The sequence below is a fragment of the Galbitalea sp. SE-J8 genome, from assembly GCF_030345695.1.
Taxonomy (GTDB): Bacteria; Actinomycetota; Actinomycetes; order Actinomycetales; family Microbacteriaceae; genus JAUASV01.
This window is the reverse complement of sequence record NZ_JAUASV010000001.1, coordinates 57,000-70,988: the sequence shown is the minus strand read 5'-3', so window position 1 is coordinate 70,988 and position 13,989 is coordinate 57,000. Positions and strand designations below refer to the sequence as shown.

16 protein-coding genes are annotated in these 13,989 nt (G+C 72.6%); 15 read left to right on the top strand and 1 reads right to left on the bottom strand.

Going from position 1 to position 13,989, the window contains the following annotated elements; translation table 11 throughout:
• The first annotated feature begins 247 nt into the window (after nt 1-247).
• The 8 genes from QT381_RS00320 to QT381_RS00285 all read left to right on the top strand — a co-directional run bounded on the left by QT381_RS00320 (nt 248) and on the right by QT381_RS00285 (nt 6,104).
• Nucleotides 248-616 (top strand): holo-ACP synthase, encoded by a 369-nt coding sequence (locus QT381_RS00320; protein WP_289246579.1) that lies wholly within the window; start codon nt 248-250, stop codon nt 614-616.
• A complete protein-coding gene (alr, locus tag QT381_RS00315; protein ID WP_289246577.1) occupies nt 613-1,737 on the top strand; it encodes an alanine racemase in 1,125 nt (374 codons plus the stop codon). The genes QT381_RS00320 and alr overlap by 4 nt, the downstream gene beginning before the upstream one ends.
• 35 nt (nt 1,738-1,772) lie before the next feature.
• Nucleotides 1,773-2,216: a tRNA (adenosine(37)-N6)-threonylcarbamoyltransferase complex ATPase subunit type 1 TsaE gene (gene tsaE / locus QT381_RS00310; protein WP_289246856.1), complete on the top strand. Its 444-nt coding sequence runs from the start codon at nt 1,773-1,775 to the stop codon at nt 2,214-2,216.
• Between the two features lie 124 nt (nt 2,217-2,340).
• Nucleotides 2,341-2,970, top strand: coding sequence for a tRNA (adenosine(37)-N6)-threonylcarbamoyltransferase complex dimerization subunit type 1 TsaB (tsaB, locus tag QT381_RS00305; protein WP_289246576.1), 630 nt, complete (start codon nt 2,341-2,343; stop codon nt 2,968-2,970).
• Nucleotides 2,970-4,112, top strand: a complete 1,143-nt coding sequence (locus QT381_RS15780) for a GNAT family N-acetyltransferase (RefSeq protein ID WP_502877391.1) — start codon at nt 2,970-2,972, stop codon at nt 4,110-4,112. Before tsaB ends, QT381_RS15780 begins: the two co-directional genes overlap by 1 nt.
• Nucleotides 4,109-5,158, top strand: a complete 1,050-nt coding sequence (tsaD, locus tag QT381_RS00295; RefSeq protein WP_289246575.1) for a tRNA (adenosine(37)-N6)-threonylcarbamoyltransferase complex transferase subunit TsaD — start codon at nt 4,109-4,111, stop codon at nt 5,156-5,158. Before QT381_RS15780 ends, tsaD begins: the two co-directional genes overlap by 4 nt.
• A gap of 42 nt (nt 5,159-5,200) precedes the next feature.
• Nucleotides 5,201-5,539, top strand: coding sequence for a hypothetical protein (locus QT381_RS00290; RefSeq protein ID WP_289246573.1), 339 nt, complete (start codon nt 5,201-5,203; stop codon nt 5,537-5,539).
• A gap of 130 nt (nt 5,540-5,669) precedes the next feature.
• Complete coding sequence (locus tag QT381_RS00285) at nt 5,670-6,104, top strand: DUF4190 domain-containing protein (protein WP_289246572.1); 435 nt, start codon at nt 5,670-5,672, stop codon at nt 6,102-6,104.
• Between the two features lie 3 nt (nt 6,105-6,107).
• On the opposite strand, the gene QT381_RS00280 is transcribed toward QT381_RS00285, so the two are convergent.
• A complete protein-coding gene (locus QT381_RS00280; RefSeq protein ID WP_289246571.1) occupies nt 6,108-7,286 on the bottom strand; it encodes a THUMP-like domain-containing protein in 1,179 nt (392 codons plus the stop codon).
• A gap of 169 nt (nt 7,287-7,455) precedes the next feature.
• On the opposite strand from QT381_RS00280, the gene groES reads away from it, so the two are divergent.
• From groES to QT381_RS00245, 7 genes are all read left to right on the top strand, one after another.
• Entirely contained in the window at nt 7,456-7,752 is a 297-nt protein-coding gene (groES, locus tag QT381_RS00275) for a co-chaperone GroES (protein ID WP_289246570.1), read from the top strand.
• A 97-nt stretch (nt 7,753-7,849) separates the two neighbouring features.
• Nucleotides 7,850-8,803, top strand: a complete 954-nt coding sequence (gene rarD, locus QT381_RS00270) for an EamA family transporter RarD (RefSeq protein ID WP_289246568.1) — start codon at nt 7,850-7,852, stop codon at nt 8,801-8,803.
• 165 nt (nt 8,804-8,968) lie between these two features.
• Entirely contained in the window at nt 8,969-10,126 is a 1,158-nt protein-coding gene (locus QT381_RS00265) for a branched-chain amino acid ABC transporter substrate-binding protein (protein WP_289246567.1), read from the top strand.
• A 127-nt stretch (nt 10,127-10,253) separates the two neighbouring features.
• A complete protein-coding gene (locus tag QT381_RS00260; RefSeq protein ID WP_289246566.1) occupies nt 10,254-11,294 on the top strand; it encodes a branched-chain amino acid ABC transporter permease in 1,041 nt (346 codons plus the stop codon).
• The gene (locus tag QT381_RS00255) at nt 11,291-12,466 is read left to right on the top strand and encodes a branched-chain amino acid ABC transporter permease (protein ID WP_289246565.1); all 1,176 of its coding nucleotides are present in this window, start codon (nt 11,291-11,293) and stop codon (nt 12,464-12,466) included. Before QT381_RS00260 ends, QT381_RS00255 begins: the two co-directional genes overlap by 4 nt.
• A complete protein-coding gene (locus QT381_RS00250; RefSeq protein WP_289246564.1) occupies nt 12,459-13,271 on the top strand; it encodes an ABC transporter ATP-binding protein in 813 nt (270 codons plus the stop codon). Before QT381_RS00255 ends, QT381_RS00250 begins: the two co-directional genes overlap by 8 nt.
• Nucleotides 13,258-13,980 (top strand): ABC transporter ATP-binding protein, encoded by a 723-nt coding sequence (locus QT381_RS00245; RefSeq protein ID WP_289246563.1) that lies wholly within the window; start codon nt 13,258-13,260, stop codon nt 13,978-13,980. Before QT381_RS00250 ends, QT381_RS00245 begins: the two co-directional genes overlap by 14 nt.
• The last annotated feature ends 9 nt before the right edge of the window (nt 13,981-13,989 follow it).

Here is a 13,989-nt window from a genome sequence, read left to right as displayed (position 1 = left end):
GCCCCAGTCCCCGCGCCTGCGCCCCCGCGCCCCAGTCCCCGCGCCCCCGCCCCCGCGCCTGCGCCCCGCGCACAACGGATCTCACGGATAACGGGGGTGCGAGTCACACGGTGGGCGGCGCACAGCGGGCGGAATGCGCGATCATCCGTGAAATCCGTTCCCGGGCGGGGCGGGGCGGGGCCGGGGCGGGGCGGGGCGGGGCGGGGGCGGCGCGCTGGGTAGGGTCGACGGAACGGAGGGAGCGCGCGTGATCGTGGGCATCGGGATCGACGTCGTCGACCTGCGGCGCTTCGAGCGTGCCCTCGACCGCACGCCGGCGCTGCGCGCGCGCCTGTTCACGGATGCCGAGCAGCGCCCGCGAGGACGGGAGCTGTCGCTGCGCTCCCTGGGCGGCCGGTTCGCCGCGAAGGAGGCGCTCATGAAGGCTCTCGGCGACGCGACCGGGGTGCGCTGGCACGACATGCAGGTCGTGTCGAACGAGCACGGCGACCCGTCCCTCGAGCTGAGCGGCGCCGCCCGCGCTCTCGCCGACGCGCGCGGCGTCGCGCGCGTGCACCTGTCGATGTCGCACGACGCGGGCCTCGCGATCGCGAACGTCGTGCTGGAGTCGGCGTGAGCGCGGCATCCGTCGGGACGACCGGCGCCGCGCTGCGCGAGGCGCGCGTCGATCTCGGCGCGATCGCGCGCAACGTCGCGACCATCCGCGCCGCCGTGGGCGTGCCGGTGATGGGCATCGTCAAGGCCGACGGCTACGGGCACGGCGCGATCCGCGCCGCGCACGCCCAGCTCGCGGGCGGCGCCGAGTGGCTCGGCGTCGTCGAGCTCGAGGAGGCGTTCGCCCTGCGCGACGCGGGCATCGCCGTGCCCGTGCTGACCTGGCTGCACGGGCCCGACGCGGACTTCGCGGCGGGCATCGCCCGGCACATCGACATCGGCGTCAACTTCCTCGAGCAGCTGGAGGGCGTCGCGGCCGCTGTCGGGCGCGCCGAGGTGCACCTCAAGGTCGATACCGGCCTGAGCCGCAACGGCGCCGTCGAGGCGGACTGGGATGCGCTGTTCGCCCGCGCCGCCGAGCTCGAGCGGCGCGGCGCGATCCACGTGCGCGGCGTCTTCAGCCACCTCGCGAACACCGACGAGGATGCCGACCTCGAGCAGGTCGCGGCGTTCGAGCGCGCCCTGTCGCTCGCCGCCGAGCGCGGCCTCGACCCGGAGGTCGCGCACCTCGCCGCGACCTGCGGAGCGCTCGCCGTGCCCGAGAGCCGGTTCGGCATGGTGCGCATCGGCATCGGCTCGTACGGCCTGTCCCCGGTGCCGGGCGCGACGAGCGCGGACCTCGGCCTCACGCCGGCGATGACCCTCGTCGCGCGCGCCGCGGCGGTCAAGCGGGTGCCCGCGGGGGCCGGCGTGAGCTACGGCCACACGTACGTGACGGATGCCGCGACCACGCTCGTGCTCGTTCCGCTCGGCTACGCGGACGGCATCCCGCGGCACGCCTCGAACGCCGCGCCGGTGAGCATCGCGGGGGAGACCTTCCGGGTGAGCGGACGCGTCGCCATGGACCAGTTCGTGGTCGACGTCGGCGACGCCGAGGTGCGGGTCGGCGACGAGATCGTGCTGTTCGGCGACCCCGCGGCGGGCGTGCCCGGCGCCGTGGACTGGGCGGATGCCGCGGGCACCATCGACTACGAGATCGTCACCCGCATCGGCGCGAGGGTGCCGCGGCGGTACCTGCCGTGACCCCGGTCGTGCTCACGATCGCGACCCCGGATGAGATGGAGGCGCTCGGCGCCCGGCTCGCCCGGGAGCTGCGCGCCGGCGACCTCGTGGCGCTCGACGGCGAGCTCGGCGCGGGCAAGACCACCTTCACGCGGGGCCTCGGCGCGGGACTCGGCGTGCGCGGGGCGGTGACGAGCCCGACCTTCGTGCTCGCGCGCACGCATCCGCGAGAGGCGGGCGGCGCGCCGCTCGTGCACGTCGACGCCTACCGCCTCTCGAGCGCCCTGGAGCTCGGCGACCTCGACATCGACTGGCCGGGCTCGATCGTCGTGGTCGAGTGGGGTGCCGGCAAGCTCGACGGGGTCGCCGACGACTGGCTGCAGCTCGCGATCGAGCGTCCGCACGGCGGCGAGGCGGAGTCGGATGCCGAGCCCCGCACGGTCACGATCACCGGCCATGGCCCGCGCTGGGCCGGCCTGGATCTCGCCCCCGCCGGCTGAGGAGCGCGCCGCCTCGCTGGCTGAGGTGCGCGCGAGCGCAGCGAGCCCGCGTCTCGAAGCCACGCCCCCTGCTCGGCCGCCCCCCTTCTCAGCCGCCGAGCTTCTCCGCCAGTACCGTAGACGCGTGCTGCTCGCGATCGATACCTCCGCAGGCACGAGCGTCGCTGTCGTCGATCGTGACGGCGGCATCCTCTCCGAGCGCACCGTCGCGGACACCCGCAGCCACGCCGAGGTCATCGGCCGCCTGATCCGGGAGACCCTCGAGGAAGCGGATGTCGCCCCGGCCGCGCTCTCCGGCGTCGTCGCCGGAATGGGGCCGGGTCCGTTCACGGGACTGCGGGTCGGCATCGCGGCCGCGCGTGCGTTCGCGTTCGGCGTCGGCAAGCCCGTCGTGCCGCTCGTGAGCCACGACGCGGTCGCCTTCGCGCGCGCCCTCGCGGGCGACGCCGAGCCGCTCCTCGTCGTCACGGACGCCCGCCGCCGCGAGCTGTACTGGTCGCGCTACGGCGCGCCCGACGCCCAGGGCTTCCCGACGCGCGTCGGGGGTCCCGCCCTGGCGAAGCCCGACGAGCTGCCGGCCGGCGTGCGCCGCGTCGACGCTCCGGTGATCCCGGCCGGGTCGCTCGGCCTGCTCGCCGAGGCGCTGTACGCGGCGCGCCGCCCGTTCGCGGCGCAGTCGGGCGGACACGACGAGCCGCTGTACCTCCGTTCCCCCGACGTCACGCCGAGCGCCGGCCCGAAGCGGGTGAGCTGATGCTGCGCCCGGCGAGCCTCGACGACCTCGACGCGATCATGGCGATCGAGGAGGCCACGTTCACGACGGATGCCTGGAGCCGCGAGGCGATGGCGTCCGACCTCGCGAGCGCCCACACCTACTACCTCGTCGACGAGGACCTCCCCCCGCTCGATCGCCTCCCGCCGCTGGTCGAGGAGCCCGCGAGCGGAGCGAGCCCTGCCCCGCTGGTCGAGGAGCCCGCGAGCGGAGCGAGCCCTGCCCCGCTGGTCGAGGAGCCCGCGAGCGGAGCGAGTCGGCGTCTCGAGACCACCACGGGTCCTTCGGTGAACGAGTGGTCTCGAGACGCGTCCTCGCTGCGCTCGGGCGCTCCTCGACCGGCGGATGCGGGTCGAGCCGACGGGGTCGCTGAGGAGCCCGCGAGCGCAGCGAGCCCTGCCCCGCTGGTCGAGGAGCCCGCGAGCGGAGCGAGTCGGCGTCTCGAGACCAGCACGGGTCCTTCGGCGGATGAGTGGTCTCGAGACGCGTCCTCGCTGCGCTCGGGCGCTCCTCGACCGGCGGATGCGGGTCGAGCCGAGGAGCCCGCGAGCGCAGCGAGCCGCACCCCGCTCGTCGAGGAGCCCGCGAGCGGAGCGAGTCGGCGTCTCGAGACCACCACGGGTCCTTCGGCGGATGAGTGGTCTCGAGACGCGTCCTCGCTGCGCTCGGGCGCTCCTCGACCAGCGGATGCGGGTCGAGCCGACGGGGTCGCTGAGGAGCCCGCGAGCGCAGCGAGCCCTGCCCCGCTGGTCGAGGAGCCCGCGAGCGCAGCGAGCCGGCGTCTCGAGACCACCCGTCCCGACACCACCCGCCCCGGGCCCCGGCCCGCGATCGTCGGCTACGGCGGCCTGCTCGCGCCGCGCGGCGGGCGTGACGGCGACATCCAGACCATCGCGGTCGCGGCATCCGTGCGGGGCACCGGACGCGGCCGGGCGCTCATGCGCGCGCTGCTCGCCGAGGCGCGTGAGCGCGGCGTGCGCGAGCTGTTCCTCGAGGTGCGCGCCGACAACCCGATCGCCCAGTCGCTCTACGCGAGCCTCGGCTTCGAGGGCATCGCCGTGCGCCCGCGCTACTACCAGCCCGACGACGTCGACGCCCTCGTGATGAAGGCGGTGCTGGCGTGAGCGCGCGCGGGCCGCTCGTGCTCGGCATCGAGACGAGCTGCGACGAGACCGGCGTCGGCATCGTGCGCGGCACCGAACTGCTCGCGAACGTCATCGCGAGTTCCATGGACGAGCACGCCCGCTACGGCGGCGTCGTGCCCGAGGTCGCGGCCCGCGCCCACCTCGAGGCCCTCGAGCCGACGCTGCGGGCGGCGCTCGCCGAGGCGGACGTGCGACTCGACGAGCTCGACGCGATCGCCGTGACGAGCGGCCCGGGACTCGCGGGCGCCCTCATGGTCGGCATCGGCGCCGCGAAGGCGCTCGCCGTCGCGACGGGCAAGCCGTTCTACGCGGTGAACCACCTCGTCGGCCACGTCGGCGCCGACCTGTTGAGCGGGGCGCCGCTCGAGACCCCGACGATCGCGCTGCTCGTCTCGGGCGGCCACACGAGCCTGCTGCTCGTGCGCGACCTGGTGAGCGACGTCGAGCTGCTCGGCGAGACGATCGACGACGCGGCGGGGGAGGCCTTCGACAAGGTCGCCCGGCTGCTCGGCCTGCCCTACCCGGGCGGCCCGCAGATCGACCGCGCCGCGGTCGGCGGCGACCCGCGCGCCATCCGGTTCCCGCGCGGGCTGAGCCTGCCGAAAGACCTGGCGGCGCACCGCTACGACTTCTCGTTCTCCGGGCTCAAGACGGCGGTCGCGCGCTGGGTCGAGCAGAGACGCGACGCGGGCGTCGAGGTGCCGATCGCGGATGTCGCGGCGAGCTTCCGGGAGGCGGTCGCCGACGTGCTGCTCACGAAGGCGCTCGCGGCGTGCGCCGACCACGGCATCCCGCGCCTGCTGCTCGGCGGCGGCGTCGTCGCGAACGCCCGCATCCGTCAGCTCGCGACGGAGCGCACGGATGCCGCCGGCGTCACCCTGCGCATCCCGCCGCTGTCGCTGTGCACCGACAACGGCGCGATGATCGCGAGCGTCGCGAGTCGCCTCATCGCGGCCGGCCACGGCCCGTCGAGCCTCGACGTGGGCGCGGACTCGACGCTGCCCGTGACGACCGTGCAGGTGTGACGCGGCCGTGCGGGATCTGAGGCTCGTGGCAGGATGGGCCGCGTGAGCAGCGAGAGCCCGTCCGGAGTCCGGCACGATCGGGGCGCCGGCGACGACGAGCGGGTCGAGCCCGCCCGGCCCGTCTCGACGTACGGCAGCCACGCGCTCGGCATCATCGCGGCGGCGCTCGGCGTCGTCGGGGCCGCGCTCGCGTTCCTCGGCTGGGCGTTCCTGCTGCCGGTCGGTGCGATCGTCTTCGCCCTCGTCGCCCGCGTGCGGGAGAGCGGGCGCGCGCTGTGGGTCGCCGGGCTCGTGCTCGGCATCCTCGGTCTGCTCGCCTCGGCCGTGTCGCTGTACTTCCAGGTGCTCGCGCTCAGCGTTCTCACGACGCTCGACCTCTGACCGCGCCGCCCGCCGGCGGCCGCGCGGCCGGTCGAGGAGCCCGCGAGCAGGGCGAGCCGGCTTCTCGGGACCGTCGCGCACGGGGCGTCGTGCCACTATGGACGCACCGTCCACACCCCAGGAGGTCGTCGTGTCCGACACCACCCCGCCGCCGCCCGAGCCGACGCCGGTGCCGCCCCAGCCCGGCGGCTACGCGCCCGCGCCGCCCGCCTACGGCGAGCAGACCGCGTACGGCAGCCAGCCCGGGCAGCAGCCGGCCTACGGCCAGCAGCCCGGCTACGGGCAGCCCTACGCCTACCCGACCGCGCCGAAGACGAACACGCTCGCGATCGTCTCGCTCGTGCTCTCGCTCGTCGGCGTCGGCCTCGGCGGCATCATCACGGGCCACCTCGCCCTCGGCCAGATCAAGCGCACCGGTGAGGGCGGCCACGGCCTCGCCCTCGCCGGCACGATCATCGGCTACGTCGGCGTCGCGCTCGGTCTGCTCGTGATCATCGGATACGTCGTCGTGCTCGCGGTCTTCGGCGCCGCGTGGGCGTCGACCGGCTACTCGTACTACAACTGATCGCTACGACTGATCGTCGCGCTGCGCGAGCAGCGCCCGCCGGGAGCCGCCGATCCGCGTGAGCACGAGCACGGCGGCTCCGTCGCCGTCGAGGCCGAGCTTCGTGCGGAACACCGCCGGGTCGATGTCGACGCCGCGCTTCTTGATCTCGACGACGCCGATGCCGTCCGCGCGCAGCCGCCGGCCGATGGTCCTGGCGTCGAGCGGCAGCGCGTCGACCACGCGGAACCGTCGCGCGAACGGCGTGTCCCGCGGCTCGTCCGCGGTCAGGTACGCGATCGACGGATGCAGCATCCGGGCGTCGAGGGACCGCGCCAGATCGCCGATGAGGCGCGCCCGGATGACGGCGCCGTCGGGTTCGTAGAGGTACGCACCGAGCGGGCCGGCCGCGACGTCGTCGCTGTCCGCGGCGGCGGTGAGCTCGGCCGCGCGGCCGGCCTGGAGCACGAGCGCCGCGCGCCCGACCCCGGGCCGGGCGAGCTCGCGGGTCCAGACCGCGACCTCGACGACGTCGCCGTCGACCGAGACCCACTGCGCCTCGGTGCCCGCGGGCAGCAGCTCCCGGTCGATGCCGGGCCCGAGCTTCACGCCGGTCGGCAGCGCCAGCCCGAACGCGAGGTCGAGGCTCGGCGACCAGTCCGCCGGGTCGTGGCTGCGCCGGCCGTTCGCCCGGCGGGCGGGGTCGAGCCACACGCCGTCCCGTCCGGACAGGTCGACGTCGGCGGCATCCGCCTCGATCACGTCGGCGTCCGGCCACGGCGCGAGGTTGTAGGCGGCGATCGCGGCCGTGACCGGGTCCCGTTCGACGGCGAGCACGTCGAGGTCGAGCGCCGCGAGCGAGAGCGCGTCGGCGCCGATGCCGCAGCCGAGGTCGGCGACGCGCGCGAGTCCCGCGTCGCGGAACCGGCCCGCGTGCAGCGCGGCGACCGGCAGCCGGGTGGCCTGCTCGAGCCCGGCCTCGGTGAACAGCAGCTGCGCGGCGAACGGGCCGAACTTCGTGCGTGCCCGTCGGCGCAGCCGTGCCTGGGTGAGCACGGCCGCGACCCGCTCGGGCGGGTGGCCCGCGGCGCGCAGCGCGCTCACGGTCGCGAGCACGTCGGTCGTCGCCTCGTACGGAGGCAGCTCGTCGAGCAGCGCGAGCGCCTCCGGGGTGAGCAGCGCGGTGAGCTCCGCCGCATCCATCCGTACAGGTTACGGCGGGAGGCCGCGCCGGATCACGGCGGGGAGCCACGGCGATCGCCCTTCTTTTGGCACTCGCGTTGATGGAGTGCTAGCGGGTCGCTATAGTCGTTCTGGCACTCGCGGCTCCCGCGTGCCAGAGGAACTTCCGTCAAGAAAGCAGAGGTCCACCGTGTCGGTGTCCATCAAGCCGCTCGAAGATCGCATCGTCATCCAGCAGGTCGAGGCTGAGACCACGACCGCGTCGGGACTCGTGATCCCCGACACTGCCAAGGAGAAGCCCCAGGAGGGCGAGGTCGTCGCCGTCGGCCCCGGCCGCATCGACGACAACGGCAACCGCATCCCGCTCGACGTCGCCGTCGGCGACAAGGTGATCTACTCCAAGTACGGCGGCACCGAGGTCAAGTTCGGCGGCGAGGACTACCTGGTCCTCTCGGCGCGCGACGTGCTCGCCGTCGTCGTCCGCTGACCGGCGCGCAGACAACGGCCGGATGACTCCGGCCACCCGAGGCCCCGCACCCAGGTGCGGGGCCTCGTCGCGTCGCCGGCCCCCGTAGGCTCGGCGGATGACCCCGAGGAGCGCCGGCGCCGCCGACCCGCGCCCCCTCGGCGAGCGCACCGCGGCCGGCCTCGGCTACGCCGTCGGCGCCTACGGCTGGTGGGGCCTCATGCCCCTCTACTTCCTGCTCCTCGTGCCCGCAAGCGCTCTCGAGATCGTGGCCTGGCGCATGCTGCTCTCGGTCGCGGTGTGCGCGATCCTGCTCACCGTGACGGGCGGATGGCGCACCATCCTCGCGCTCGTGCGCACGCCCCGCGCCACCCTCCTGCTCGGTCTCGCGAGCCTGTTCATCGTCGTGAACTGGCTCGTCTACGTGTACGCGAGCGTGAGCGGCCACGTCGTCGAGGCCGCTCTCGGCTACTTCATCAACCCGATCGTCACGGTGCTGCTCGGCGTCGTCGTGCTCGGCGACCGGCTGCGCCCGCTGCAGTGGGCCGCGATCGGGGTCTCCCTGCTCGCCATCGCGGTGCTCGTGGTCGGCTACGGCCGGTTCCCGTGGATCTCGATCGTGCTCGCCGTCTCCTTCGGGGGCTACGGGCTCATCAAGAAGCGGGTCGGGGCCAGCGTCGACGCGCTCAGCGGCCTCACGCTCGAGACCGCGTGGCTCGCGGCGCCGGCATCCGTCGTGCTCATCGTGCTGGCCGGCACGGGCGGGCTCGTCACCGGCACGGTCGGCGCCGGGCACACCGTCGCGACGATGTTCGCGGGCGTCATCACGAGCGTTCCGCTGCTGCTGTTCGCCGCAGCGACGAGGCGGCTCTCGCTCAGCGCGGTCGGGCTCACGCAGTACCTGACGCCCGTCATCCAGTTCGTCTTCGGCGTCGTCGTGATGCACGAGGACATGCCCGCCGCGCGCTGGATCGGCTTCGCGATCGTCTGGGTCGCCCTCGCCCTGCTCACCGTCGACATGCTCGGAGCGACCCGATTCCGGCGCCGCCCGCAGCCGCTCGACACCGTCTGAACCCGTCGTATCGCGCGCGATCGGCCGGTGCCGTCGCGAGCCGTCATCGAAATCCCGCGGAAACAAACGTCCCGTAGTTTCTGTGCATCGCGGCGCCGGCGTGCGTCGTGAGACCTGTGCAACCACGCTTCACGTTCCACACCACACACAGAGAAGAGGAGACCCATGAAGGGCTTCACTAAGGCTTCGGCCGCTGTCGCGGTCGGTATCGCCGCGGCGATCAGCCTCGCCGCCTGCGGTACCACCGCCGACGCTCCCGGCGACGGCGGATCGACGGGCGGCTCGACCGAGACGTACAAGATCGCCTACCAGGGTCCGCTGACCGGCTCGAACGCGGCCTACGGCACCTACTCGCGCGCCGGCATCGAGGTCGCCCTCGCCGACTACGCCGCGAAGTACCCGGACGGCCCCAAGGTCGAGGTGGACTACGCGGACACCCAGGGCGACCCGGCCCTCGCGCCGGCCGTCGCCACGGACCTCATCAACGACCCGTCGGTGCTCGGCATCGTCGGCCCGTCGTTCTCCGGTGAGACCAACGCCACCGGCCCCGCCTACGCCGAGGCCGGTCTCGTGACCGTCTCGCAGTCGGCGACGAGCCCCGCGCTCTCGACCAACCACTGGGCCACGTTCCACCGCGTCGTCGCGCCCGACTCGGCACAGGGCCCCGCGGCCGCCAAGCTGCTCACCGACATCAAGGGCTTCAAGAAGGTCTTCGTCGTCGACGACTCCAGCGACTACGGCGTGGGACTCGGCGGCGAGGTGCGCGACACCCTCGGCGACGCGCTCGTCGGCAGCGACTCGGTGCAGGTCAAGGACACCGACTTCTCGGCGACCGTCGCGAAGGTGAAGTCCTCCGGCGCCGACGCGATCTACTACGCCGGCTACGCGCCGGAGGCCGCGCTGCTGCTCCGTCAGCTCCGTGACGGCGGCTACCAGGGCACCTTCGCCTCGGGCGACGGCACGGTCGACGCCGCGTTCCTCACGGCCGGCGACTTCACCGACGGCACGCTCCTCACGTTCCCCGGCGTCCTCGACGCCGGTGACGAGTTCACCAAGAAGTACGACGCGCTGACCGTGAGCGACAAGGGCACCATCGGCGCCTACACGCTCGAGTCGTACGACGCGGCCTGGGTGCTCCTCTCGGGCATCGGCGAGGGCAAGACGACCCGCGCCGACCTGCTCGACTGGGTGAACAACTACGACGCCGACGGCCTCACCAAGCACATCAAGTTCAGCTCCACGGGTGAGATCGAGGGCGCCTCGGGCGTGTACTACTACACGGTCGACGGCGGCAAGACCGTCTCCGGCGGTCCGATCGAGTGATCCAGCAGCGCCGGGGCTCGGCTGAGCCCCGGCGCTCGCCACCACGAGGAACGCGGCCGGATTCCGCCGGGGATCCGGCCGCGTTCCCCGGATGCCGCACCGCTGGACCCCAGGGAGAGTCGCGTTCGTGGACTTCAGTTTCCTCTTCAGTAATTTCTTCGAGCTGTCCATCACGGGCCTCGTGCTCGGCTCGGTGTACGCGCTCGTCGCGCTCGGGTACACGCTCGTGTACGGCGTGCTCCAGCTCATCAACTTCGCCCACGCCGACGTGTTCATGTGGGGCACGTTCGTCGTCGCGTGGGTCTTCATCCTCACCGGCGCCTCCGGGTCCACCACGCTCCTCGGCGCGGCGCCGTACCTGCTCATCGCGCTCGTGGCCGCGGCATCCGCGTCCGGCGGCCTCGCGATGCTCGTCGAGCGCATCGCCTACCGGCGTCTCGTGCGCAAGAGGGCGCTCAGCTACATCATCCTGATCTCCGCCATCGGCGCCTCGTTCGTGCTGTCGGAGACCATGGGCATCCGCGACAAGGTCGTCGCGCTCATCGACGGGATCATCAACGCGGTCGTCGGCCTGTTCGGCGGGCACATCGACATCGTCGGCTGGCTGAGCGACTACACCTCCCGCGCCCGCGGCGTGACGACGCTGCCGCTGACGATCAAGCCGCAGGTCGTGTTCTCGGCCGGCAACTTCAGCGTCCGCGACACCGACCTCACGATCATCCTCGCGGCGCTCATCATGATGATCGGGCTCGACCAGTTCATCCGCCGCACGCGGCTCGGCCGGGAGATCCGCGCCGTGGCGCAGGACCCCGAGGCCGCCGCGCTCATGGGATCGAACTCGACGAGCGTCGTGAGCAAGACCTTCCTCATCGGCGGCATCATGGCCGGTGTCGCCGCGGTGCTGTACCAGATCAAGGTGGGCGCGACGACGTTCGACCTCGGCGTCGTGCTCGGCATCAAGGCGTTCACCGCCGCGGTGCTCGGCGGCATCGGCAACCTGCGCGGCGCGCTGCTCGGCGGACTGCTGCTCGGCGTCGTCGAGAACTACGGCTCCGCGCTGTTCGGCACGCAGTGGAAGGACGTCGTCGCGTTCCTGCTGCTCGTGCTCATCCTGCTCGTGCGACCCACCGGGTTGCTGGGCCAGACGCTCGGGAGGGCTCGGGCATGAACCACTTCGCCAGAACCGCCGGGGACTGGATCAGCGACCGCTGGGCGACCGTGGGCGACCGGGTCAGCGACGTCGTCGGCAAGCGGCCCGTCAAGATCCCGCTCATCATCGTCGGCGTCGCGCTCGTCTACCTGCTGCCGATCCTCAACCTGCCGATCATCGCGACGCCGGAGAGCGACTTCCCGACCGTGCTGTTCACGGTCACCGTGTACGCGATCGTCGCCGTCGGCCTCAACATCGTCACGGGCTACGCGGGCCTGCTCGACCTCGGCTACGTCGGCTTCTACGCGACGGGCGCCTACGTCATCGGCCTGCTGACGGCGTACCACTTCGCCTGGCCGTTCCTGCTCGTGCTGCCGATCGCGATGCTCATCACGCTCGTCACGGGCGTGCTGCTCGGCGCCCCCACCCTGCGCGTGCGCGGCGACTACCTCGCCATCGTCACGATGGGCTTCGGCGAGCTCATCCGCATCACGATCCGCAACACCGCCTGGCTCGGCGGCACGAGCGGCATCAAGAGCATCCCCGCCCCGCAGGGCATCGGCGACAAGAGCACCGGGGTGTTCCAGATCCCGCACCTCGACTGGTCCACCGGCACCCCGCTCGTCGACCTCAACCGCCAGACGAAGTTCCTCGTGTTCGGCGTGCTCGACGCGACGCCCTACTTCTGGCTCGCCCTCACCGCCCTCATCGTGATCATCGTCATCGAGCGGCTCGTGAAGCGCGGCCGGGTCGGACGGATGTGGGAGGCGACCCGCGAGGACGAGGACGCCGCCGAGATCATGGGCGTGCCGACGTTCAAGTTCAAGCTGCTCGCGTTCGCCTCGGGCGCGTTCATCGGCGGGCTCGCGGGCGCCCTGTTCGCGTCGAAGGCCGGATACATCAACCCGATCAGCTTCCCGGCGAACCTGTCCATGCTGTTCGTCGCCGCGGTCGTCATCGGCGGCTCGGGCAACCGGTGGGGCGCGATCATCGGCGCGATCATCGTGGCCTACCTGCCCGAGCGGTTCCGCCAGCTCGAGGACTGGCGCCTGCTGTTCTTCGGCATCGCGCTCGTCGCCATCGTGAGCTTCCGCCCGCAGGGCCTGTTCCCGCCGGGCAACCGCGCCCGCGCTCAACGCGCGGCGAGACGCGCGGCGAGAGACGCGCAGAGGGAGGTGCCCGTTGTCTGAGGTGCAGACCGCCCCGTCCACGGTGCAGCCGCTGCTCGACGTCGACCACGTCACGATCAAGTTCGGCGGCGTCGTCGCGCTCGACGACGTGACGTTCGAGATCAAGCCCGGGGAGATCCTGGGACTGATCGGCCCGAACGGTGCCGGCAAGACGACGTGCTTCAACGTCATCACCGGCGTCTACCAGGCCACGAGCGGCACGGTCGCGTTCGACGGGACCCCGCTCAAGGGCAAGAAGCGCTACCAGATCACGAAGCTGGGCATCGCGCGGACGTTCCAGAACATCCGTCTGTTCCCGTCGATGTCGGCGGAGGAGAACGTCATGGTGGGCGCCGACGTGCACAGTAAGGTCGGCATCCTGCGGTCGATTTTCCGCACGCCGTACTTCCGGCGCACGGAGCGCGAGTCGCGCGAGCGCTCCCGCGAGCTGCTGCGGTTCGTCGGGGTGAACGCCGATCCGGAGGACTTCGCCGTCAACTTCTCCTACGGCGACCAGCGGCGGCTCGAGATCGCCCGGGCGCTCGCGACCAAGCCGAAGCTCGTCTGCCTCGACGAGCCCGCGGCCGGCTTCAACCCCGCCGAGAAGCAGCGGCTCATGCAGCTCATCCACGACATCCGCGACGCCGGCAACACGGTGCTGCTCGTCGAGCACGACATGAACCTCGTCATGGGCGTGTGCGACCGCATCGTCGTGCTCGAGTTCGGACGCAAGATCGCCGAGGGCACCCCGGCCGAGATCCAGTCGAACCCGGATGTCGTCGCGGCCTACCTGGGCACCGAGGAGGACGACGATGACACTGCTTGAGGTCGAGAGCCTGAGCGTCAACTACGGGCACATCGAGGCGATCCGCGACATCTCGTTCTCCGTCGAGCAGGGCACGATCACGACCCTCATCGGCGCGAACGGCGCGGGCAAGACCACGACGCTGAAGACCATCTCGGGGCTGCGAACGGTGCGCGCCGGCCGGATCGTGTTCGACGGCAGGGACATCACGCGCGCGCGCCCCGACGAGCGGGTGCGGATGGGCCTGACGCAGTCGCCCGAGGGACGCCGGTGCTTCCCCGGCATGACCGTGATGGAGAACCTCGACATGGGCGCGCTGCTGCGCACCGACCGGCGCACCGGCGGCGTCGCCCAGGACGTCGAGCGCGTGTTCACGCTCTTCCCGCGCCTCAAGGAGCGCTCCGGGCAGTACGCGGGCACGATGTCCGGCGGCGAGCAGCAGATGCTCGCCATCGGCCGGGCGCTCATGGCGAGGCCGAAGCTCGTGCTGCTCGACGAGCCGTCCATGGGTCTCGCGCCCAAGCTCATCCGTCAGATCTTCTCGATCATCGACGAGATCAAGGACCAGGGCACGACCGTGCTGCTCGTCGAGCAGAACGCGAACCAGGCGCTCAAGCGCTCGGATGTCGCGCACGTGCTCGAGACCGGCGAGATCGTGCGCAGCGGCACCGGCCCCGAGCTCGCGGTCGACCCCGCGGTCAAGGCGGCCTACCTCGGCGGCGACGTCTGACCCTCCCGC

Excerpts from the sequence above, each read along its gene's own strand:
- tsaE (WP_289246856.1), top strand. The coding sequence starts at position 1,773 with ATGGAGGCGCTCGGCGCCCGGCTCGCCCGGGAGCTGCGCGCCGGCGAC.
- QT381_RS15780 (WP_502877391.1), top strand. The coding sequence starts at position 2,970 with ATGCTGCGCCCGGCGAGCCTCGACGACCTCGACGCGATCATGGCGATC.
- QT381_RS00280 (WP_289246571.1), bottom strand. The coding sequence starts at position 7,286 with ATGGATGCGGCGGAGCTCACCGCGCTGCTCACCCCGGAGGCGCTCGCG.
- rarD (WP_289246568.1), top strand. The coding sequence starts at position 7,850 with ATGACCCCGAGGAGCGCCGGCGCCGCCGACCCGCGCCCCCTCGGCGAG.
- QT381_RS00265 (WP_289246567.1), top strand. The coding sequence starts at position 8,969 with ATGAAGGGCTTCACTAAGGCTTCGGCCGCTGTCGCGGTCGGTATCGCC.
- QT381_RS00255 (WP_289246565.1), top strand. The coding sequence starts at position 11,291 with ATGAACCACTTCGCCAGAACCGCCGGGGACTGGATCAGCGACCGCTGG.
- QT381_RS00245 (WP_289246563.1), top strand. The coding sequence starts at position 13,258 with ATGACACTGCTTGAGGTCGAGAGCCTGAGCGTCAACTACGGGCACATC.